General features: G+C 68.5%; 23 protein-coding genes. 16 read left to right on the forward strand and 7 right to left on the reverse strand.

Features of this window, described 5'->3' with window-relative positions; all coding sequences use genetic code 11:
• Window positions 1-112: 112 nt before the first annotated feature.
• Window positions 113-334, forward strand: coding sequence for a hypothetical protein (locus tag B1790_RS27930; RefSeq protein ID WP_079926541.1), 222 nt, complete (start codon window positions 113-115; stop codon window positions 332-334).
• Window positions 335-375: 41 nt separating this feature from the next.
• A complete protein-coding gene (locus B1790_RS27935; protein ID WP_079926542.1) occupies window positions 376-636 on the forward strand; it encodes a hypothetical protein in 261 nt (86 codons plus the stop codon).
• A 4-nt stretch (window positions 637-640) separates the two neighbouring features.
• Here the strand turns inward: B1790_RS27935 and B1790_RS27940 are convergent, their stop codons facing one another.
• The gene (locus tag B1790_RS27940; RefSeq protein WP_079926543.1) at window positions 641-1,468 is read right to left on the reverse strand and encodes an aminoglycoside phosphotransferase family protein; all 828 of its coding nucleotides are present in this window, start codon (window positions 1,466-1,468) and stop codon (window positions 641-643) included.
• Between the two features lie 101 nt (window positions 1,469-1,569).
• Here B1790_RS27940 and B1790_RS27945 point away from each other — a divergent pair, with 101 nt between their 5' ends.
• The 7 genes from B1790_RS27945 (at window position 1,570) to B1790_RS35115 (ending at window position 7,823) form a co-directional block, all read left to right on the forward strand.
• Window positions 1,570-2,328: an SDR family oxidoreductase gene (locus tag B1790_RS27945; protein ID WP_079926544.1), complete on the forward strand. Its 759-nt coding sequence runs from the start codon at window positions 1,570-1,572 to the stop codon at window positions 2,326-2,328.
• 65 nt (window positions 2,329-2,393) lie between these two features.
• The gene (locus B1790_RS27950; protein ID WP_079926545.1) at window positions 2,394-5,165 is read left to right on the forward strand and encodes an AAA family ATPase; all 2,772 of its coding nucleotides are present in this window, start codon (window positions 2,394-2,396) and stop codon (window positions 5,163-5,165) included.
• Between the two features lie 101 nt (window positions 5,166-5,266).
• Window positions 5,267-5,935 carry a nitroreductase gene (locus B1790_RS27955; RefSeq protein WP_079926546.1) on the forward strand — a complete coding sequence of 223 codons (669 nt, stop codon included), beginning with the start codon at window positions 5,267-5,269 and terminating at the stop codon, window positions 5,933-5,935.
• 115 nt (window positions 5,936-6,050) lie between these two features.
• Window positions 6,051-6,665: a sigma-70 family RNA polymerase sigma factor gene (locus B1790_RS27960; protein ID WP_079926547.1), complete on the forward strand. Its 615-nt coding sequence runs from the start codon at window positions 6,051-6,053 to the stop codon at window positions 6,663-6,665.
• Between the two features lie 43 nt (window positions 6,666-6,708).
• Window positions 6,709-7,200 carry a MarR family winged helix-turn-helix transcriptional regulator gene (locus tag B1790_RS27965; protein WP_079926548.1) on the forward strand — a complete coding sequence of 164 codons (492 nt, stop codon included), beginning with the start codon at window positions 6,709-6,711 and terminating at the stop codon, window positions 7,198-7,200.
• A gap of 20 nt (window positions 7,201-7,220) precedes the next feature.
• Window positions 7,221-7,637, forward strand: a complete 417-nt coding sequence (locus B1790_RS27970; protein ID WP_079926590.1) for a DUF5313 domain-containing protein — start codon at window positions 7,221-7,223, stop codon at window positions 7,635-7,637.
• Window positions 7,638-7,676: 39 nt separating this feature from the next.
• A complete protein-coding gene (locus B1790_RS35115; protein WP_198952141.1) occupies window positions 7,677-7,823 on the forward strand; it encodes a hypothetical protein in 147 nt (48 codons plus the stop codon).
• 40 nt (window positions 7,824-7,863) lie between these two features.
• On the opposite strand, the gene B1790_RS27975 is transcribed toward B1790_RS35115, so the two are convergent.
• From B1790_RS27975 to B1790_RS27985, 3 genes are read right to left on the reverse strand one after another with little or no spacing between them, the layout of a single operon-like run.
• On the reverse strand, window positions 7,864-8,535 hold the full coding sequence (locus B1790_RS27975; RefSeq protein ID WP_079926549.1) for a S9 family peptidase: 672 nt from the start codon (window positions 8,533-8,535) through the stop codon (window positions 7,864-7,866).
• An 18-nt stretch (window positions 8,536-8,553) separates the two neighbouring features.
• Window positions 8,554-9,117: a nuclear transport factor 2 family protein gene (locus tag B1790_RS27980; RefSeq protein ID WP_079926550.1), complete on the reverse strand. Its 564-nt coding sequence runs from the start codon at window positions 9,115-9,117 to the stop codon at window positions 8,554-8,556.
• Window positions 9,086-10,240, reverse strand: a complete 1,155-nt coding sequence (locus B1790_RS27985; RefSeq protein WP_079926591.1) for an LLM class flavin-dependent oxidoreductase — start codon at window positions 10,238-10,240, stop codon at window positions 9,086-9,088. Before B1790_RS27985 ends, B1790_RS27980 begins: the two co-directional genes overlap by 32 nt.
• 192 nt (window positions 10,241-10,432) lie before the next feature.
• On the opposite strand from B1790_RS27985, the gene B1790_RS27990 reads away from it, so the two are divergent.
• Window positions 10,433-11,329 (forward strand): PHB depolymerase family esterase, encoded by an 897-nt coding sequence (locus B1790_RS27990; protein WP_369832443.1) that lies wholly within the window; start codon window positions 10,433-10,435, stop codon window positions 11,327-11,329.
• A 6-nt stretch (window positions 11,330-11,335) separates the two neighbouring features.
• Here B1790_RS27990 and B1790_RS27995 read toward each other — a convergent pair whose 3' ends face one another.
• Entirely contained in the window at window positions 11,336-11,833 is a 498-nt protein-coding gene (locus B1790_RS27995; RefSeq protein ID WP_079926593.1) for a DUF302 domain-containing protein, read from the reverse strand.
• Window positions 11,834-11,930: 97 nt separating this feature from the next.
• Here B1790_RS27995 and B1790_RS28000 point away from each other — a divergent pair, with 97 nt between their 5' ends.
• The 3 genes from B1790_RS28000 (at window position 11,931) to B1790_RS35930 (ending at window position 14,690) form a co-directional block, all read left to right on the forward strand.
• On the forward strand, window positions 11,931-12,470 hold the full coding sequence (locus B1790_RS28000) for a TIGR00730 family Rossman fold protein (RefSeq protein WP_079926551.1): 540 nt from the start codon (window positions 11,931-11,933) through the stop codon (window positions 12,468-12,470).
• Window positions 12,471-12,485: 15 nt separating this feature from the next.
• Entirely contained in the window at window positions 12,486-13,367 is an 882-nt protein-coding gene (locus B1790_RS28005; RefSeq protein WP_079926552.1) for a LysR family transcriptional regulator, read from the forward strand.
• A 90-nt stretch (window positions 13,368-13,457) separates the two neighbouring features.
• Entirely contained in the window at window positions 13,458-14,690 is a 1,233-nt protein-coding gene (locus tag B1790_RS35930; protein WP_369832444.1) for an MFS transporter, read from the forward strand.
• Here the strand turns inward: B1790_RS35930 and B1790_RS28015 are convergent.
• Complete coding sequence (locus B1790_RS28015; RefSeq protein ID WP_079926554.1) at window positions 14,674-16,230, reverse strand: PTS transporter subunit EIIC; 1,557 nt, start codon at window positions 16,228-16,230, stop codon at window positions 14,674-14,676. The genes B1790_RS35930 and B1790_RS28015 overlap by 17 nt on opposite strands.
• Window positions 16,231-16,345: 115 nt before the next feature.
• Between B1790_RS28015 and B1790_RS28020 the strand changes: the two genes are divergently transcribed.
• From B1790_RS28020 to nagA, 3 genes are read left to right on the forward strand one after another with little or no spacing between them, the layout of a single operon-like run.
• Complete coding sequence (locus B1790_RS28020) at window positions 16,346-16,816, forward strand: PTS glucose transporter subunit IIA (RefSeq protein ID WP_079926555.1); 471 nt, start codon at window positions 16,346-16,348, stop codon at window positions 16,814-16,816.
• On the forward strand, window positions 16,817-17,602 hold the full coding sequence (gene nagB, locus B1790_RS28025; RefSeq protein ID WP_079926556.1) for a glucosamine-6-phosphate deaminase: 786 nt from the start codon (window positions 16,817-16,819) through the stop codon (window positions 17,600-17,602).
• Window positions 17,603-18,748: an N-acetylglucosamine-6-phosphate deacetylase gene (gene nagA, locus B1790_RS28030; RefSeq protein ID WP_079926557.1), complete on the forward strand. Its 1,146-nt coding sequence runs from the start codon at window positions 17,603-17,605 to the stop codon at window positions 18,746-18,748. It begins immediately after the preceding gene.
• Here nagA and B1790_RS28035 read toward each other — a convergent pair.
• Entirely contained in the window at window positions 18,686-20,029 is a 1,344-nt protein-coding gene (locus B1790_RS28035; protein ID WP_079926594.1) for an MFS transporter, read from the reverse strand. The genes nagA and B1790_RS28035 overlap by 63 nt on opposite strands.
• Window positions 20,030-20,080 lie beyond the last annotated feature (51 nt).

Consider the following 20,080-nt stretch of genomic DNA (forward strand, 5'->3'; position numbering starts at 1 on the left):
GCCGCACTCGCAGAAAACGCCTCGGGTGAACGCGTTTGAGACGGGCGCTTACGTGGAACCTACTTACCTAGAGTAACGAACTGTTACTCGACGACTCTAGGAGAAGCCGCACATGAAGATCTTCGCCGTCATCGGAGGAAGCGCCGCCGTCACCGCCGCCGCCATCGGAATCGCCGTCCTGCAGGGACCAGCCAGCAGCGGCGCCGTTGCGGGTGACATGGAGACCGGGGTGACCATGACGCAGTCCTCGCCCGCCCCGACCGAGATGTCGGTCGCCCCCCAGATCACGGGTCCGGCCGCGCTGCCGCCCGAAGAGCAGGGTCTTCCCGGCTGATTCGGTCGATACCGCGGGCGCGATGCGGTAGGCAGTAACGCATGGACGCACGAAGCGAGATGACCGTATTCGGTCAGCAATACGAGACGCCGGACGGCGCAACCGTCATCCCGGTGTCCAAGCCAGTCGGCGTTTTCGTCGTCAAGGACGGCAAGCCCATCTGGTCACCCGCGACGGACGACACCCGCATCGCGCTGATGGGGATCCTCGTCGGGTTGATCGCGACGCTGCTCGCCGGGGTCGCCATGGTCCGCAGACCGCCGTGGCCCGATCTGCACGGTGAGGTGTCCAAGCACCTCTAGCCGGTCAATCCTGAACGGCCTTCGCCAGCGCCACGTACATGGTGAGTTGGGCTGGGCCAGAAGGTGATTGGGTCCGAAGCGCTCGCACCGCCTGGTGCACCACGCGAACGAGGACCCACGATCGTGCACGCGCCTCGTCGAAGCCGGCCGCCTCGACGAGGGCGTGCAAGCGCGTGCGGATGCCGCCGCGAACGTATCCCTCGAGTTCGTCCCAGCGGTGCCAGAGCATGGGAGCGATCTCGAAGTGCGGGTCGCCGTTCAGGGGTTTGGGTCCGATTGTCAACCAGGGTTCACGTTCGCCGGCGAGCACCTTCCGGTAGTGCAGATCGCCATGCAGAACGACGCCGGCGTCTGGGTCTGAGGTCAGCTCGCGCGCCGCGGAGATTGCCTGCTCCACCAGCCGATGAGGGATCGGCGCGCCGCGGGGAAGGTCCTCGAAGTCACGCACCCATTGCTCGACAACGGTTGCCAGGGAACGCAATTGGGGCAGAGCTGGAACGTGAATCCGCCGGTATAGTGCCGCCACCACCTCGCAGGCCTCGACGTCCCACAGCGTGTCGAGACTCTGGGTGCTCAGCCGCTCCACCAGCAGGGCGTGGCGGTGCGGGTCGGCCCGCAGCAGGCGAACCGCTCCGACACCGCCCCAGCGTCGGAGCGCGAGGTGCTCGTGTTCGGATTCGACGGCGGGGGAGGCGATCTTGAGGACCGCGGGCGTGTCGTCCGACGTGCGCACTGCCACCACGGTTGACGCGGCCCCGTGCATCACCGGTCCCTCGGCGGTGAGCTCCCATTCGTCGAGCTGGCTGCGGACGCCGGGTGGGAGGTCGGTCACCCACGAATGGTGACACGGCCGACGGGATGAATTTGCGCCGTCCCATCCGTTCTGACCGCCGAGCAGGTGCCGTCGCCGGACGGACCGGGAAGAGGCCCAGCGTGAGGATCGTCGTCGTCGGAGGAACCGGTCAGGTTGGCTCGAAGCTGGTCAAGACGTTGATCGCGGACGGTCACGAGGCCGTGGCAGCCGCGCCGTCGACCGGCGTCGACTGCCTGACCGGTGAGGGCCTGGCGGCGGCGCTCGCCGGCGCGTCGGCAGTGGTCGACGTGTCGAATTCGCCGTCCACCGAGGACGAGGCGGCGCTGGAGTTCTTCCGCCGGTCGACCACCCACCTGCTCGAGGCGGAGGCCGACGCGCGCGTCGGCCATCACGTGGTGTTGTCTGTGGTGGGCACCGACCGCTCTGCGCCGCAGAGCGGTTACTCCCGGGCGAAGTCGACGCAGGAAGCGCTCGTCGCCGCCGGGCCGATCCCGTACACGATCGTGCGGGCGACGCAGTTCTTCGAATTCCTCAAGACGATCGCCGATTCGGCAACGGTGGACGCGACGGTGCGGTTGCCTGCCGTGCTGATTCGACCGATGGCCGCCGCCGACGTCGCACGCGCCCTCGCCGCCGCCACGCTCGGCGAGCCGCGCAACGGCATCGTGGAGGTCGGCGGACCGCGGGAATTCGCGCTGCCGGAACTGATTCGGACGGGGCTCACCGCCCGTGGCGACGCTCGTCAGGTGGTCGTCGACCCTGCTGCGAAGTACCTGGGGCTCGCCGTCGAGGAGCGCACCCTGCTTCCCGGCGATGGGGTCGTCGCCTACGACGTCCGTTTCGAGGACTGGATCATCGAAACGGCAGCCAAGGGTTAGTCGATCCTCGACGCGTCGTTACGATCGGCGGGCAAGAGGGTTCACTCGAACAGACGCGGTGGTAGATGTCGGGCAAGGATCTGCGCGGGCGCGCCGGTGAATGCGCGACGCTGCGGCAGGTGTTGTCGAGCGTCCGATCAGCCGAGAGCCGGACGCTCGTCATCCGTGGGGAGGCGGGGGTCGGCAAGTCGGCGTTGGTCGACTTCGTCATCGCTGAAGCCGAGGGCTTCCAACTGGTCCAGGTGGCCGGTGTCGAGTCCGACATGGAGCTTGCGTATGCGGGGTTGCAGCAGCTGTGCGCGCCCCTGATGGATCGCGTCGACGAAGTGCCAGAGCCGCAACGCGAGGCGCTGTCGGTGGCCTTCGGCAGGGGAGTCGGACCCGCACCCGACCGCTTTCTCGTCGGGTTGGCGGTGCTCAGCTTGATGGCGGCGGCGGCCACCGATCGGCCGCTGCTCTGTGTCGTGGACGACGCGCAATGGCTCGACCAGGTGTCGGTGCAAACCCTCGGGTTCGTCGCGCGCCGCCTGATGGCCGAGCCTGTCGCCATGATCTTCGCGGTGCGCGACGGCGTCGCCGACGTCCTCGAGGGCCTGCCCGAGCTGAGGGTCGGCGGCCTCTCCGACGTCGAGGCGCGGGAGCTGCTCGAGTCGGTGGTCCTCGGCAAGATCGACGCGCGAGTGCGTGACCGCATCGTGGCGGAGACGCGTGGCATTCCGCTGGCTCTGCTGGAGGTGCCGCGCAACGTTTCCGCCGCCGAGCTGGCCGGTGGCTTCGGGACGGCGGTCCGGCGGACCTCCGCGGGTCAGATCGAGGACGGCTTCCTCAGGCGCATTCAGGCGCTGCCCGAGTCGACGCGGCGGCTGCTGCTCGTCGCCGCGGCCGAGCCGGTGGGGGACGCCGCCCTGTTTCTTCGCGCTGCGGCGCGGCTGGGGATCCCGGTCGACGCCCTCGCACCGGCCGAGGCCGCGGGAGTGATCGAATTCGGCAGGCGCATGCGGTTTCAGCATCCGTTGATGCGGTCGGCCGCCTACCGGGCCGCCGACCTGACCGAGCGCCGGGAGATCCACCGGGCGCTGGCCGACGCGACCGATCCAGAGGCGGCCCCCGACCGTCGGGCATGGCACGCCGCGAACGCCGCGTCGGGACCGGACGACGCGGTGGCCGCTGAACTGGAGACCTCCGCGGAGCGCGCCCAGAGCCGAGGCGGTGTGTCGGCGGCAGCCACGTTCCTCGAGCGTGCGGCGGTGCTGACCTCCGATCCGGTCCTGCGCGGGGCACGGGCCATCGCCGCCGCCCAGGCCAAGCGGGAAGCGGCCGCACCCGAGGCGGCCTACGAGCTGCTCGCGATCGCCGAACTGGGGCCCCTGTCGGCGCTGCAACGGGCTCAGATCGCCCGGATGCGTGCACAGATGGACTTCACGAGCAGCCGCGCCGGTGAGCCGGGGGCGCCGACGGCGGCCGACGCCGCGTGGCAACTCCTCACTGCCGCAGAACGACTCGACGGTCTCGCCGACGAATTGGCGCGGGACACGTACTTCGAGGCGCTCACCGCAGCCATGTACGCGGGTCGGCTCGGTGAGCCGGGCATGCTGTCGAGGGTGGCTAGGGCGGGCCGGTGGGCCGTCGGGCGCGTCGCAGAGTTGCAGCGTCCGATCGACTTTCTGCTGAGCGGCATGACGAGTCGAATCCTCGACGGTCCCGGCGCCGGTGCCGAACACATGCGATCGGCGCTGGAACTGTGGAACGTCCACGGCGGCAACGACACTGGTCAGGCCGTGCAATGGCCTTTTCCGATCGCCCAGGAATCTGCCGCGCACGAGCTGTGGGACGACGCGGTCCTTCAGCAAATTGCGACCGACACGGTGCGCCGCGCCCGCGACACCGGCGCCTTGGCCGTGCTGCCGCCTGCGCTCGCCTATCGGGCCGGGGTGCACGTGTACACCGGTGAATTCGGCATGGCGCAAACCCTCATCGAGGAGGCCAACGCCATCACCGCGGCGACGGGTTACACGCCGGTGAAGTACCACTCCCTGAACCTCGCGGCGTGGCGGGGCGACCCCGACGAGGCCGTCGAGAGGCTCGCCGCCGCCGCTGCGGACGGAATCGCAAGGGGCGAAGGACGACTCGTCGGCGTCAGTCGGTTCACCTCCGCGGTCCTCTTCAACGGGCTCGGCCGCTACGACGAGGCACTGGCCGCGGCCCGCGAGTGCTGCGAGTACGAGGATCTCGGGTTCTACGGGTGGAGCCTCTTCGAATTGATCGAGGCCGCAGCACATGTGGGTGATCACGAATCCGGTTCGTCGGCTCTGGCCCTCATCGAGCAGCGGCCGGGCGCAAGTGGCACCGACTGGGGATTGGGCGTGGTGGCTGCCGCCCGGGCCCTCCTGGCGACCGACGAGCGTGCCGAGGGGCACTTCGAGGAAGCCGTCGAGCGCCTCGACCGCGCCCGAGCGGCGCTGCACGGTGCGCGGGCCAGGCTGTCCTACGGCGAGTGGCTCCGGCGGGCGAATCGCCGCATCGACGCCCGCAAGCAGCTGAACGTGGCGCACGAGGCGTTCACCCGGATGGGTGCGGCGGCCTTCGCCGAGCGGACTCGGCGCGAGCTGGTCGCCACAGGCGAGAAGGTGCGCAAGCGCGCCGTCAGCGCCAGCGGCGAGTTGACGGCCCAGGAGACGCAGATCGCCCGGTTGGCCGGCGACGGGCTCACCAATCAGGAGATCGGCGCCCAACTGTTCATCAGCACCCACACCGTGGAATGGCATCTGCGCAAGGTGTTCGTCAAGCTCGACATCTCCTCACGCCGGCAGTTGCGGACGATCTCCTGGGCGAGCTAGGCCCGCACCCGTAGTCGCCGAAAACCACGAATCGTCAAGGGTTCGCGACCGCCCTCGCCGAGCCACGCTGAAGCCAGGCTTCACGAGGAAGGGCGATTGAGATGGACGTATACGAGGCGGTCACCAGCCGGCGGTCGGTCCGCGGCTTCACCGACCAACCCGTTTCCAGGGACGTGCTCGAACGTGTCTTGAGCGCGGCGGCGTGGGCGCCGTCCGGGTCGAACATTCAGCCGTGGCACGTGTACGTGGTTACCGGCGAAACGCTCACGTCCTTGAAGAAGGCGGCCACTGAGCGGGTGGCCGCCGGTGAGCCCTGGGACGAGCGCGAATACGTGATGTACCCGCCGGCGCTGCACTCTCCGTACCGGGAGCGGCGGGCGTCGTTCGGCAGGGAGCGGTACAGCGCACTTGGCGTGGCCCGTGAGGATTGGGAGGCGAGGGCCAGGGCGGCGATCGCCAACTGGGACTGCTTCGGGGCGCCTGCTGCGCTGTTCTGCTATGTCGACCGGGAATTGGGCCTGCCGCAATGGTCGGACCTCGGGATGTACCTGCAGTCGGTCATGCTGCTGCTGCGGGCCGAGGGACTGCACAGCTGCCCGCAAATGGCGTGGTCACAGGTTCGGACCACCGTGGCCGACGTGCTGTCGCCGCCACCGGAGCTGGTCTTGTTCTGCGGAATGTCGATCGGCTACGAGGACCCGGCGGTCACCTACGTCAGAACGGGTCGAGAACCCCTCGAGTCCACGGTGACGTTCGTCGACCCCTGGTGAGTCCACCACGGACGGAGCCGCGGTCCGACTACGGACTTTCAAGGGTTCGGTTCCTTCTCCCGACCGTGATTCTGAGGATGCACCTTCAGCGACACCGAACAGGGGACCTCTCGTCATGACCATTGCCACCGCCGAGTCTCACCGGGAGTCCGACGCGGAACTGGCCGCGCGCTTCGCCCGCGACGCGGTCCCTCTGTTCGACGCCCTCGGTCGCCGTGCGCGTCGACTGACTCTCAACGACGCCGATGCCGAAGATCTGTTGCAGGACACGCTGTTGCACGCCTATCGGGGGTTCCGGTCGTTTCAGCCCGGCACCAATCTGAAGGCGTGGCTCTTCCGGATTCAGTACCACCGGTGGATCAGCGCGCACCGGTACAAGCAGCGGCGCCCGGCGGAGGTGACCGTCGACGACGTGGGCGAGCACGAGTCGGCCGGTGGTGCGGCACGGCTGTCCGCGGATCGGCCCTCGGCCGAGGACGAGGTGTTGGACATGCTGTCGGACAACGACATTCGTCGCGCGCTGGCGACGTTGCCGGATGGGACCCGCACGGTGATGTACTACGCGGGGGTGGCGGGGTACACGTATGCGGAGACCGCGGCCCTGATGGACATCCCGATCGGCACAGTGATGTCGCGGGTGTCGCGCGGTAGGCAGCGCCTGCGCGTTGCGCTCGCTCACCTCGACCACGGTCAGACGGCATTCGTCGAGTCCGAACGGCGTAGTGCCTGACGACACATTGTTAGTGCCCTAATTATTAGCGTACGATCAAAATATGACTTCCTCGGCCGCGGTGGACACCGACCCGCTGGCGCTCGAACGCCAGGTCTGCTTCGCGTTGGCCGTCACCAACCGTGCCGTCCTGGCCGTCTACCGACCGCTGCTGGAACCGCTCGGCCTGACCCACCCCCAGTACCTGGTGATGCTGGCGCTCTGGGATCACCAGAAGTCGGCGTCGGGGGAGGCGCCCGCCCTGTCGGTGAAGCGGATCGCCACGGCGCTGCAGCTGGACTCGGCCACCTTGTCGCCGATGCTCAAGCGCCTCGAGGCCATTGGCCTGGTCACCCGTAAGAGAAATGCGGTCGACGAGCGCGCCACCGACGTCGAGCTGACCCCGGCCGGCGCCGCCCTACGGGCGCAGGCCCTGAACATTCCGCCCGCGGTCGTCGCGCGACTCGGGGTGGACATGCCCGAGCTGGAAGAACTTCACCGCGTCCTGACGCGAATCAACGTGGCCGCGTTGGCGGCCGGCGCGCTCGACGCCTGAACCGAAAGATGGGAGCCACCATGAACGACGCCCGACCGACGCCATTGCAATACGTCGCCTACTCCTACGGGAAGCGCCTGCCACCGTCCATGCGCAACTGGGTGGCCGAGGACCTCGCCGGCGAGGGCGCGGTTCGCAGGCACGTCCTGCGGATGGCCATCCCGCCGCTGCTGGTGCTCGCCCCGCTGTGGCTGCTGCCCGCGTCGCTGTACGTCCACCTGGAGATGACGGCGCCGATCTACATCTGGGCCATCCTGATGTCGCTGGCGCTGAACAAGGTGTGGCGACGACACCGCCTCGTGCAGCACGACCTGGACCCGACATTGGTCGACGCGCTCAGGCGCCGCAAGGACTCCCGGCTTCACGAGGACTACGCCGCGCGCTTCGGTCCTCGGCCCGATTCCGCGAAGTGGCAGTCCAACAGCAGCCCGTTCTAGGCGCGGTTGAAGTTCGGTCGGCCGGGGCATCTGATTCTCATGGCCGAGAAGCACGAGAAGAACGACGATCACACCGACGCGGCGGACCCGCCGCCGGGACCGGCCGACCACGGTCGCAGCGGCGGCATGGCCACCCGCGAGGTGGCCCCGGACGTCGTGAAGCGGTCGGACGAATCGGCTGACTGATGGCTGAGGGCCACCAGGCCCACGGCGTCGCAGGCGTAGCTCAGCGTCCCGCCGCGACGGCGATTCGTCCGGCGACCTCGGCGGCGATGCTCAGCGTCGAGGGATCGTCGGACGGTTCGTAGCGGTCGCCGGCCGAGTCGTAGCGCGCACCGGCGATCGAGCCGTGGTCGGCGTCGAGCTCCACGACCTCTGCGGGCCAACCGCATTCGCCGAGCCGCGCCGCGAACGTCGTCGAGACGGTGATGGGTACGACGTCGTCGTGCAGGCCGTGCAGCAGCGTGAAGGACCCGGTCGGTCCGCCGTCGAGACCGTCGGCCAGATTTGCGCCCGAGATCGGGTCGGTGGCACCGAAGGCGCCGGCGAGGCACACGGTGTGGCCGACGCGCATGCCGATGGCATCAGACTGGATCGTCAGCCCCGCCGCGGCGAGACCTCCCATCGACCACCCGACCACCACCAGATCGTCGGCATTGGTGGCACTGTCCCGCGCAAACGCTGCCGAACCGAGCAGGTCGGAGCGGCCGCCGTCGTCGGCGTGGGAGTTCCAGTCCGGGACCACGACGGCGAGGCGATGCCCGGCGATCGCCACGGCGAGTGGCCGTAGCGCGGCCTTGGAATCGGTCTGCATCCCGTGCCACAGCAGCACGGTGGGGTTTGACGGGTCGCCGTACAGGTCGACCGAACGCCCCGGCGAGTATTCGACGGTCTTCATGGGGGTGGTGTTCCCCGCTCAGCGAAGACCAAGCAGCGAGAAGAATTGGTGCGACGGGTCGTTCGGGCCGGGGCTGCCGCGCGGGGTGTCCCTGGTGATCGGGTGACCGAACTCCACCGGCGACGGATCGTCGACGCGTGCCCAGTCGGTGACGATGGTCCGCTCGGAGATCCGCCACGTGCCGTCGCGCTTGCCGTACTTGTCGAGATAGCGGCCGCCGACGGTGACGTCGACGTCGCGGGCACCCGCGATCAGCGTGTGGGTCGCGACGGTGTAGATCTCACCTTCGGCCGTGTCCCCGTTGACGGCGAAGGTCACGGTGGTGACGTGGTGCTGCATCGACCGGAGGTGGGGTCTCGCGGCGGCGAGCCCGCCGATGAAGTCGTCGACCGATCCGCCCGAGAACGTGCCGTGGGCGTCGGTGGCGTCGTGGTGATAGAGGTCCCTCAGCGCGTCGAGGTCACCGCGGTCGACGGCGCGGCAGTAGGCGTGGACGAGCCGTCTGAGCTGATGCTCGTCGAGCATTTCCTGCAGGAGTGGATCCACCGCGTCAGATCTGCTTGGCGGATTGTTCGGCGGCATGGTCCTCGATCGCCTTGCCGATCGCGTGCGCGGCGCGGTCCATGAACTCCGTCCCGCTGGAGAGCACCCAGTCCCGGGAGGCGACCGGGGCGGTGAGTTGACCGGTGAAGTGCGGCATCACGTACTCGGCGAAGAGCTCGTAACTCCTGAGCTTCGCCGCGGGTGGCGCCCAGTCGTGGTCGAAGAGCAGGAACGCCCCGAAGCCGCCGTCGCTCGCCTCGACGAGTTCGGAGATCTTGGCCACCGCGTCCTCGGGCGTCCCGATGACCGCGAAACCGGACTGCCGGTTGTTGGCGAGGATCTCGGCGACGGTGTCACCCTGCACCGGTCCGGCGGGCAGCAGATGCTTGAAGTACTGCGAGAACTCGACGATGCCGTGTTCGACGTCGCGCTCGGCCTGCTCGCGGGTCTCGGCCAGGTGCATCGGGCCGACGAGGCGCCACTTCGACCGATCGGCGACGTGACCATGCTCCAGGGCGACGTCCTCCCACGTCTTCCAGTGTTGGGCAAGCAGATCCATGCCTTGGCGCGCCGTCGCGGCGATCGACAACATGCCGACGCCGTGCCTGCCTGCGCCGCGTGGTCCGGTCGGTGAGAACGACGCCGCCACCGCAACGTCGAAACATGGCTCGCTGTAAGGCTTCAACTGAAGGCGCGCGTCCTGAAGGGTGAAGCCGTCGGTGTGCATGGTCACCGTTTCGCCGCGCAGCAGTCGCATGATCGCGTCGAGGCTCTGCTCCATCCGCGGGCGTTGCGCGTCGGCGGGAATGCCGAGCATGTGGGCGTCCGAGGTCAGCTGCCCCGGCCCGCACCCAAGCATTACCCGGCCACGGGTGAGGTGATCCAGCAGGACCATCCGGTCGGCCAGCATCAGGGGATGGTGGTACGGCAACGAGCTGACGCCGGTGCCGAGTTTGATGTGCTTCGTTCGCTCGGCGGCGACACCGATGAAGACCTCGGGGGAGGAGATGATCTCGAACCCGGCGGAGTGATGTTCGCCGATCCACGCCTCGGCGAACCCGAGGCGGTCCATCGCCACGATCAGATCGAGGTCCCGTTCGATGGCGAGCGTCGGGTTTTGCCCGACCGGGTGGAAGGGGGCCATGAAGTTTCCGAAGCGCATCGGCCCATTCTTGCCCGACGGCAGTGGCCTCACGTGCGGTTTCGGGCTGGCCGGATGCGCTCGGCGTTTCAACGTCGTTGCTGGCGGTAACGCGAGACGGTGACGAAATTCGGCCAGGTCCCTCAAGTTCACCCGTCGTCCAACTTTGCCGTCGACACTGTGCAGGTGCTCGCATCGATCAGGACGGCCTTCGTGCGTCTGACAGCCATCGCATCCGTTCTCGGCTGCGCCCTCTTCGGATTCGTCGCGACCGCGTCGGCGGGCGACTTCCGGGGTGACATGTCGTTCGGCGGGCTGCAGCGGACCTACCTGGTGCACGCCCCAAGTGGTGTCGACCGGCCCGCGGGGCTGGTGGTCAACCTGCACGGTGCCGGTAGCGACGCAGCGGCGCAGGCAGCCAGCACGAACTACGCCGCAGCGGCCGACGCACTCGGCTTCGTCGTCGCCTACCCCGACGGCATCGATCAGAGCTGGGCCGACGGACGCGGTGCGTCGATCCCGGATCGGCAGGGCGTCGACGACGTCGGGTTCCTGACGGCGTTGGTCGACCGACTCGTCCGCGACTACGGCATTCCGCCGGGGCGAGTCTTCGCCACCGGAATGTCGGCGGGCGGCTTCATGGCCACCCGGCTGGCGTGCGACCGGGCCGACGTCTTTTCGGCAGTGGCGCCGGTGGCGGCCACGCTGGGGTCAGGCGTTGCCTGCAATCCGTCCCGCCCGGTGTCGATGCTGGCCTTCAGCGGCACCGCCGATCCCGTCGTGCCCTTCGCCGGCGGTGGCATGGTGGGCCGCGGCGGACCCAGCGACATCCTCGCCGCGCCTGCCTTGTCGGCACGCTTCCGCGACGTCGACCGCTGCGCGAGTGCGCCGGTCGAGGACGAGTTGCCGAGCGCCGGTGACGGTACGTCGGTGCGACGGTTCAGCGCGATCGGATGTGCCGACGGCACCGCCGTCGTCCTGCTGCAGATCAACGGCGGCGGGCACACCTGGCCCACCGGCAACTTCACCCTGCCGGGCGCGGGGCTGACCACCACGGCGACCAACGCGTCGCTGGCCAGCGCGCAGTTCTTCGCCGCCCACGGCAGGTAGGGCGGTTTAGGACTCCGTGATCGACGCGGCCAGGGCAGCGAGTTTCGTGTCGAGTGCGACGGCGGCCTCGAGCAGCGGCGGGTTGGGTTCGACGACCATCAACGAGGACGGGCGGACGTAGGTCAGGGCGCTGCGGTCGCCGTCTTCCTCGGTGAGCAGAAGCTCGACCGGCGCGAACAGGCCCGCCGTGACGTCGTGTCGAATCATCGTGATGGCGATCAGCGGGTTGCCGACGATCACGCGCAGCACCTGACGGTCGATCCCGGCCTTCGTGATCCACCCACCGTGGTCGAAGGACCCGAAGAGCATGAAGCCGTGGGGTCCGACGTGGTCTTGGACTTCGCGTTCGTAGGACGCCCAGTCGTCGTGCCGCTCGGCGATGGCCTCGATCGGCACGGGCTGGCGGCCGACGTCGGCCATCAGCGCGTCGACCAGCGAGGAGAAGCTCCTCGTGCTGTCGAAGCGCAATCGCACCCCGGTGAAGGGGATCTCCACTCCGGTCATGTCGGCCACCTCTCGTTCTCTCGTTCGTCGTGCCTCATCTGAGTATAGTAAACAATATTCAGCTGTGAGTCTGGTGTATGCCCGTCATACTGGGCCCGTGAAGATCTGTGTCTTCCTCTCCGCCGCCGACCTCGACGAGCGGTACACCACCCCGGCCCGTGAGTTCGGCGAGCTGATCGGGGCGGGCGGCCACACGCTGGTTTGGGGTGGCTCCGACACCGGGCTGATGAAGGTCGTCGCCGACGGCGTGCACGCCTCCGGGGGCCGGCTGGTGGGCGTTTCCGTCGAGTTCCTCCGCGCCAAGGCCAGGGCCGATGCCGACGAGATGGTGTTCGCCGCCGACCTCGCCGAACGAAAGGCGTTGCTGCTGGCCGGATGTGACGCCGTCGTGGTGATGGTCGGCGGACTGGGGACACTCGACGAGGCGACCGAGATCCTGGAACTTCGCAAGCACGGCTTTCACGACAAGCCGGTGGTGCTGCTCAACACCGCTGGCTTCTACGACGGGCTCGCCAAGCAACTCGCGAGGATGGACGCCGACGGATTCCTGCCGATCCCGTCGGCCGACCTGGTCTACGTCGCACCCGATGCGGCGAGCGCACTCGCCCATCTCGAGGAGTCCGTCGACGCGCCGTGAGGCTATCGTCGGGCCGTGCGCCTCGAGGAACTGCAGTGGTTCGTCACCCTCGCCGAGACCGAACACGTCACGGTGGCCGCCGCCGAGCTGAGGGTGAGTCAGCCGACGCTGTCCCGCGCCCTGGCCCGATTCGAGGAGCAAGCCGGCACACCCCTGTTCGACCGCGTCAACCGGCGCCTGCGGCTCAACGCCTACGGGCAGATCATGCTCGAGCACGCGCGTCGCAGTATCGCCGAAATGCAGTCGGCGGGCGATCGCATTGCCGCACTGCGAAATCCGGACAGCGGTCGGGTGCGGCTTGCGTTCCTGCATTCGCTCGCGAGCTGGTATGTGCCGGAACAACTTCGACGGTTTCGCGATGCCGTCCCCGGGATCGGCTTCGACCTCTTCCAGGGGCCGGCGCACGAGATCACCGACCGCGTCCTCACCGGTCGAGCCGACCTGGCGATCACCGCCCCGCGCCCCGACTCCTCCGACTTCACCTGGCGCCGGCTCTACGTCGAGCGCCTGTGCCTGGCCGTTCCACCGGGGCATCGACTCGCCACGCGAACCAGAATGCGGCTCTCGGCGGCGGCCGGGGAGCCGTTCGTGGCGTTGGCCGAGCAGTACGGGCTGCGTCAGGTCACCGACGAACTCTGCGCAGAAGAGGGGTTGACCCCGGACATCGTGTTCGAGGCCACCGAGATTCCGACGATGGAAGGGTTGGTCGCCGCCGGGTTCGGCGTCGCCGTGGTGCCGGTGCCGCGCGACGATTCGGGTTCGGCCAAGACGGTCCACGTCGCGCTGACCAATGGCGGAGCCAAGCGCGAGGTGGGGCTGGTGTGGGAGCGCGACCGCCCGTTGTCTCCGCCGGCACGAAGATTCTCGGACTTCCTCGTCGCGGCGGAGCAGTCCTGAGCCGCTGACGAGCAATGATGTGTTCGACGTATCAAGTTGGTCAACCACATGCATTGGACACATGGCATGGGGCTTTCTACCGTGGACCGAGTGTCGATCGAACAATGCGCCGCGCCGCGATGGGTGGGTCATAGCCGCGGGTCGGCGGAGTACGGGCGACTGTTGGCCGCGCTGTTCTTCGCCGGGGTGGCGACGTTCGCGCAGCTGTACTCGCCGCAGGCGGTGCTGCCGCTCATCGCGGGCGGCCTTCAGATCGGTGCCGCGGACGCCGCGCTGACGATCTCGGCGTCGACCGTCGGATTGGCGCTCGGCGTCATTCCCTGGTCGACGTTGGCCGACCGCATCGGGCGAGTGAAGGCGATGACGATCTCGGTCAGCGTCGCCACCACCGTCGGGCTACTGGTTCCGTTCGCGCCCACCTACGAGGCGTTGCTCGCCGGCCGCTTCGTCGAGGGCCTGTTCGTCGGTGGAGTGCCCGCCATCGCGGTCGCGTATCTGACCGAAGAGATCGACCCGGCGCACGCCGCGCGGGCCGCAGGGACATTCGTCGCAGGCACCACCATCGGCGGTCTTCTCGGCCGGCTGGTGGCCAGCCCCGTGGCGGAGTTCGCCGGCTGGCGTGGGGGAGTGTTCACCGTCGCGGTGCTGTGCGGTTGCGCCGCACTGGCATTCGTCAAGCTTGCGCCCGCACCACGCGGCTTCGTTCCCCGTCGAGGAGCAGGACCCGAGGGGACGCTCGTCCACCGGTTGGCGGCCAACCTGCGGTCGCCCCGGCAGCTCGCCCTGTTCGCCCAGGGCTTCCTGTTGATGGGCGGCTTCGTCGCGCTCTACAACTTCCTGGGGTTCCGGCTGACCGGTGCGCCGTTCTTCCTGCCGTCGTTCCTGGTCAGTCTGGTGTTCCTGGCGTACCTGGCCGGCACCTGGGCGTCGTCTCGCGCCGGGGCCGAGGCCACCCGCTTCGGCCGCAAGCGGGTGCTGCTGGTGTCCGTCGCGATCATGGTCGCCGGCGTTGCAATCACCATGAGCGACAACGTGATCGTGGTCCTGGTTGGTCTCGTCGTGGCGACGGCGGGGTTCTTCGGAGCGCATTCGATCGCCTCGGGGTGGACCGGGCAATCGGCCCCCGTCGGCAAGGCGCAGGCGTCGTCGCTCTACAACCTCTTCTACTACGCCGGCTCCAGCGTCATCGGCTGGTTCGGCGGGGTGGCCTTCGACCGGTACGGCTGGACCGCCGTCGCCACCACGATCCTGGCGTTGGCGGTCGCCGCCGCCGCCATCGCGGCGCTCGTCCTGCCGAAGGACAGCGCTAGAGCACGTCCTTGATGTCGTTCTTCAGCGCCTCGGCCTGCGTGCCGAACACGGCCTGGACGTTGTTGCCGACCTCGATGACGCCGGCGGCGCCGAGAGCCTTCAACTGCGCCTGGTCCACCTTCGACGGATCGGCGACCTCCATCCGCAACCGCGTGATGCAGGCGTCGACGTTGACGAGGTTCTCCCGGCCGCCGAACGCCGTGATGAGTTTCTCGGCCGTGCTCTCGGTCGTGGCAACCGACCCGCCCGCCGTCACGGCCGTGGCAGAGGCGTCTCCCTCGCCGAGGTTGGCGCGCTCCTCCGCCTCGAACTCGAGCTCCGGCTCGCGGCCGGGAGTCCGCATGTTCCACTTCGTGATCGCGAACCGGAACAGCAGGTAGTAGACGACGAAGAACACCACGCCCATGCCGATGAGCAGCGGAATGTTCTTCGCCGCGGGAGCCGTGCCGTAGAGCAGCAGGTCGATCAGCCCCGCCGAGAACGAGAAGCCCAGATGGATGTCGAGTAGATAGGCGATAGCCAGGGACAGCCCGGTGAGGACGGCGTGCACGACGTACAGCGGGAACGCCACGAACATGAACGCGAACTCGAGCGGTTCGGTGACGCCGGTCAGGAACGCGGTCAACGCGGCCGCCGACAGGATGCCGACCGCGACCTTGCGTTGCTTCTTGTTTGCGACGTGGATCATGGCAAGCGCCGCCGCGGGCAGGCCGAACATCAGGATGGGGTAGAAGCCCGACGTGAGAAGGCCCGCCGACGGGTCGCCCGCGGCGAAGCGAGTCAGCTCGCCGGTGACGACCTTGCCGTCCGGGGTCTGGTAGTCGCCGTAGATGAACCACACGAACGAGTTGACGATGTGGTGCAAGCCAAGGGGAATCAGCATGCGGTTGGCGAATCCGTAGATGAAGGCGCCGATGGCCCCCGAGCCGCCGATGAACTTGCCGAGACCGGTCAGGCCTGCGTCGAAGAGCGGGTAGCAGTAGCTCATCGCGAAGGCGAGGAACAGGCAGGCCAGGGACACCACGATCGGAACGAAGCGCCGACCACCGAAGAAGCCGAGATACGAAGGCAATTGGATGGTGTGGTACTTGTCGAACAGATACGCGGTGAGCAGGCCGACCAGGATTCCGGCAAACACGCTGTAGTTGATCTGTGCTTGCTCGCCCGCCTTGTCGACCTCACCGGCCAGCACGATCGGCGACATCGTCTTGAACACCGCCTGCACGACGAGATACCCGACGACGGCGGCCAGCGCCGTCGACCCGTCGGCCTTCTTGGCGAACCCGATCGCGACGCCGACTGCGAACAGCAGCGGCAGGTTGCTGAAGATCGCGTCGCCCGCCGCGGTCATCGCCTGGAAGAACGGTCCGATCACCGGAGCCTTGATGCTGCCCAGCAGGTCGTCCTGACCAAGACGGAGCAGAATGCCCGCCGCGGGCAACACCGCGATGGGGAGCATCAGACTCTTGCCGAGTCGCTGCAGTTGCGCGAAGCCAGGGATTCGCACACCCGACTTCTTTTGTGATCCTTGGGGTTTCGTCGTACCGCTCATGTATGGTCACCCTCCTCTGCCGGCCACGCCGGCCACCGCCAAAGCTGCGGGGAAGCCTAGACGAGAACCCGGGAACACGAGACCCGGTTGCACCGGTACTCGTATTGTTGAGCAGATGAGCACCACACACGTCCTCGCGCCGGTCGCCGGGCGCGCGGTATCCCTGCAGGACGTTCCCGACCCGGTCTTCTCTCAAGGCATGGTTGGATACGGCGCCGCCGTCGAACCGCCGCACGAGGTCACCGAGGCGATCGCACCGGTCGGCGGCAAGCTGCTGAAGCTGCTGCCGCACGCCTTCGTCGTCCTGACCCCGGACAACGTGGGCGTCCTGGTGCACCTCGGTCTGGACACCGTCGCACTCAAGGGCGAGGGCTTCACGGCACACGCCACCGAGGGTGACGTCGTCACCGCCGGTCAACTCGTCATCACCTACGACGTCCCGGCGATCGTCGCCAAGGGACTCAACCCGATCGTCCCCGTCGTCATCATGGACGAGCGCGAGTCGGGCAACGTCGCCGCCGCCGAAGCGGTCCTGGAAGGCGCCGAGATCCTCGCCGGCGCACACCTTTTCACCGCCAACAAGTAAATGGAAGTCGTCATCTGCCGCGACGCCACGGAGATCGGTGGCATCGCCGCCGACGCGATCGGCGCCCTGCTGACCAGGAAGCCGGACGCCGTCCTCGGGCTGGCCACCGGATCGTCGCCACTGGCGATCTACGACGAACTGGCGGTGCGCTGCGACGGCGGGCACCTTTCGTTTGCCCGCGCCCGCGGATTCACGCTCGACGAGTACGTCGGCCTACCCGCCGACCACCCCGAGCGGTACCGCAACGTCATCGACGAGGTGTTCACCTCGCGGGTCGACATCCCACCGGACGCCGTGGCGAGCCCCGACGGCGAGGCGGACGACATCCCGGCCGCCTGCGCGGCGTACGAGGCCGCGATCCGGGCCGCCGGCGGAGTCGACCTGCAAATCCTCGGAATCGGGACCGACGGGCACATCGCCTTCAACGAGCCGGGATCGTCGCTGGCGTCCCGCACGCGCATCAAGACGTTGACCCGGCAGACCCGCGTCGACAACGCGCGGTTCTTCGGCGACGACGTCGAATCGGTGCCGACGCACTGCCTGACGCAGGGACTCGGGACCATCATGGAGGCCAGGCACCTGATTCTGGTGGCCACGGGTCGCAGCAAGGCCGAGGCGGTCCACCATCTGGTCGAGGGCGCCGTCAGCGCAATGTGGCCGGCGACGATTATGCAGCACCACCCGCACGTCACGGTGCTGCTCGACGACTCCGCCGCCCGCCGACTCCAGTTGGTCGACTACTACCGCGAGACCTATCTCTCGAAGCCCGGGTGGCAGGGCATCTGAGTGCTCATCACCGCCAACGCCCTGCTCACCGGCCGAGAACTGTTGCGGCCCGGCTGGATCGACGTCTCCGACGGAGTGGTGCTGGCCGTCGGCGGTGGTCCGCCACCGCGAGCCGCCGACCGCGACCTTGGCGCGGTCACGGTGGTTCCCGGCTTCGTCGACACCCACCTGCACGGTGGCGGGGGAGCCAACTTCACTGCGGCCACGCCCGAGGAGACGGCGACCGCCGTCGGGGTGCACCGCAGGCACGGCACCACCGCGGTCCTCGCCTCCCTCGTCACCGCGGGTCCTGACGAATTGCTCAGGCAGGTAACGGAATTGGCCGGCGACGTCCGAACCGGGCTGATCGACGGCATCCACCTCGAAGGCCCATGGTTGTCGACCAAGCGGTGTGGCGCTCACCAGCCCTCGTTGATGCGCGACCCGGACCCCGACGAGATCGACCGCGTACTGGCGGCGGGCGGGGGAGCCGTCCGGATGGTCACCATCGCCCCGGAGCGCGACGGTGCGCTGGCGGCCATCGGCCGGCTAGTGGCGGCCGGGGTGGTCGCCGCCGTCGGTCACACCGAGGCGACCTACGAGCAGACGCGGGCCGCGATCGCCGCCGGGGCCACCGTCGGCACTCACCTGTTCAACGCGATGCGCCCCGTCGACCGCCGCGAGCCGGGGCCCGTCGTCGCGCTCCTCGAAGACCCGCGGGTGACCGTCGAACTGATCACCGACGGCGTCCACGTCGCCCCCGCGATCTACCGGCACGTCACGCGCAGCGTCGGGCCCGACCGGGTGTCGCTGGTGAGCGACGCGATGGCGGCGACCGGGATGGCCGACGGTCGCTACCATCTGGGGCCGCTGGCCGTGGACGTCGTCGGCGGGGTCGCGTCGGTGGCCGGCACGGACACCATCGCCGGAAGCACGGCGACGATGGACCGGGTGTTCCGGTTCGCCGTCGAGCACTGCGGTTTGCCGCACGACGAAGCGCTGGAGCTGGCCGTGCGGCAGTCCTCGCTCAATCCGGCCAGGGCCCTTGGCCTTCCGGCCGACGGGCTGGTCCCCGGCGCGAAAGCCGATGTGGCGGTGCTTGACTCAGATCTTCGGGTGGTTGGCGTGCTGTATCGGGGCTCCTGGGTCGTCGACCCCGCTGGCTAGCGGCCGGTTCGCCGTCTCCCGCATGGTGAGCACCGTCGCGAGCGTCACCACCGCGGCCACGATCACGTAGTAGGCCGGGGCGACGGCGTTGCCGGTCCGATCGGTCAGCCAGGTCGCCACGTACGGTGCCGTGCCGCCGAACAGGGCGACCGAGACGTTGTAGCCGATCGAGTAGCCGGTGGACCGCACCCGGGTGGCGAACAACTCGGCGCCCGCGGCCAGCGACGCCGACACGAACACGGCCTCGAGGGCGGCAAGGCCCGCGTGGGCGGCGATGGCGGCGCCGAGAGAGCCGGCGTTGAGCAGGGTGAACAGCGGATACGCGAACACCGCGAATCCGACGGCGCCTGCGATCAACAACGGTTTGCGGCCGATCCGGTCCGACAACGCCGCCAGCGGCAGAATCAGCAGCAGTGCGACGACGCTGGCCACGGTGATCGAGACGAAGGCGTCGGTCTTGGTGAATCCGAGGGTCTTGGTGAAGTAGGTGGGCAGATAGGTGAACACCACGTAGAAGCCGACGTTGTGGACGACGACCAAGCCGACGATCTGCAGAATGGGCCGCCACGCCGTGTGCAGCGCTTCCCGCAGTGGGGATTCGGCCACTTCGCCCGAGTCTTGAAGGTTTTCGAATTCAGGGGTGTCGCGGAGCCGCAGCCGGATGTACAACCCGACTACGCCGAGGGCGCCGGCGATGAGGAACGGAATGCGCCACCCGTAGGCGTTCATCGCCTCCTCGGACAGGATCGCCTCCAGCGCGGTGACGGTGACCGATCCCAGCAAGAAGCCGACCACCACCGACCACACCAGGAAGGCGACGACGAGCCCGCGGTGCCGCGTCGGGGCGAATTCGGCCAAGAAGCATGCGCCACTGCCATATTCGCCGCCGGCTGAGAAGCCTTGCACGCAGCGCAGCAGCACCAGCAGCACCGGCGCCGCGACCCCGATCGTGTCGAAACTCGGTACCAGGCCGATGCCCAAGGTGGACAACGACATCAGGACCACCACGATCGCCAGCACCCGCTTGCGGCCGATCCGGTCGCCGAGTGGGCCGAAGAAGAACCCGCCGAGCGGACGCATGAAGAACGCCACCGCGAACACGGCGAACGTGCTGAGCAGCGCGGCCGTGCCGTCGACGGACGGGAAGAACTTCTCGGCGATGTAGGTGGCCAGGAAGCCGTAGATCGCGAAGTCGTACCACTCCACGGTGTTGCCGATGCCCGCTCCGACGATGGCCTGACGAAGCGAGCCCGGCTCGACCTTCGGCGTTGCTGTGCTCATGCCCATTGGTTCCCTCGCGCGGCGTCGGGTAACCCCCAACCGAGGCTCGTC

Origin of the sequence: Mycobacterium sp. AT1, from assembly GCF_002043095.1 — a bacterium.
Taxonomy (GTDB): domain Bacteria; phylum Actinomycetota; class Actinomycetes; order Mycobacteriales; family Mycobacteriaceae; genus Mycobacterium.

Coding starts and splice junctions, on each gene's coding strand:
- B1790_RS27930 (WP_079926541.1), top strand. CDS start 113: ATGAAGATCTTCGCCGTCATCGGAGGAAGCGCCGCCGTCACCGCCGCC.
- B1790_RS27935 (WP_079926542.1), top strand. CDS start 376: ATGGACGCACGAAGCGAGATGACCGTATTCGGTCAGCAATACGAGACG.
- B1790_RS27950 (WP_079926545.1), top strand. CDS start 2,394: ATGTCGGGCAAGGATCTGCGCGGGCGCGCCGGTGAATGCGCGACGCTG.
- B1790_RS27955 (WP_079926546.1), top strand. CDS start 5,267: ATGGACGTATACGAGGCGGTCACCAGCCGGCGGTCGGTCCGCGGCTTC.
- B1790_RS27960 (WP_079926547.1), top strand. CDS start 6,051: ATGACCATTGCCACCGCCGAGTCTCACCGGGAGTCCGACGCGGAACTG.
- B1790_RS27965 (WP_079926548.1), top strand. CDS start 6,709: ATGACTTCCTCGGCCGCGGTGGACACCGACCCGCTGGCGCTCGAACGC.
- B1790_RS27970 (WP_079926590.1), top strand. CDS start 7,221: ATGAACGACGCCCGACCGACGCCATTGCAATACGTCGCCTACTCCTAC.
- B1790_RS35115 (WP_198952141.1), top strand. CDS start 7,677: ATGGCCGAGAAGCACGAGAAGAACGACGATCACACCGACGCGGCGGAC.
- B1790_RS27975 (WP_079926549.1), bottom strand. CDS start 8,535: ATGAAGACCGTCGAATACTCGCCGGGGCGTTCGGTCGACCTGTACGGC.
- B1790_RS27980 (WP_079926550.1), bottom strand. CDS start 9,117: ATGCCGCCGAACAATCCGCCAAGCAGATCTGACGCGGTGGATCCACTC.
- B1790_RS27985 (WP_079926591.1), bottom strand. CDS start 10,240: ATGCGCTTCGGAAACTTCATGGCCCCCTTCCACCCGGTCGGGCAAAAC.
- B1790_RS27995 (WP_079926593.1), bottom strand. CDS start 11,833: ATGACCGGAGTGGAGATCCCCTTCACCGGGGTGCGATTGCGCTTCGAC.
- B1790_RS28015 (WP_079926554.1), bottom strand. CDS start 16,230: ATGAGCGGTACGACGAAACCCCAAGGATCACAAAAGAAGTCGGGTGTG.
- B1790_RS28020 (WP_079926555.1), top strand. CDS start 16,346: ATGAGCACCACACACGTCCTCGCGCCGGTCGCCGGGCGCGCGGTATCC.
- nagB (WP_079926556.1), top strand. CDS start 16,817: ATGGAAGTCGTCATCTGCCGCGACGCCACGGAGATCGGTGGCATCGCC.
- B1790_RS28035 (WP_079926594.1), bottom strand. CDS start 20,029: ATGAGCACAGCAACGCCGAAGGTCGAGCCGGGCTCGCTTCGTCAGGCC.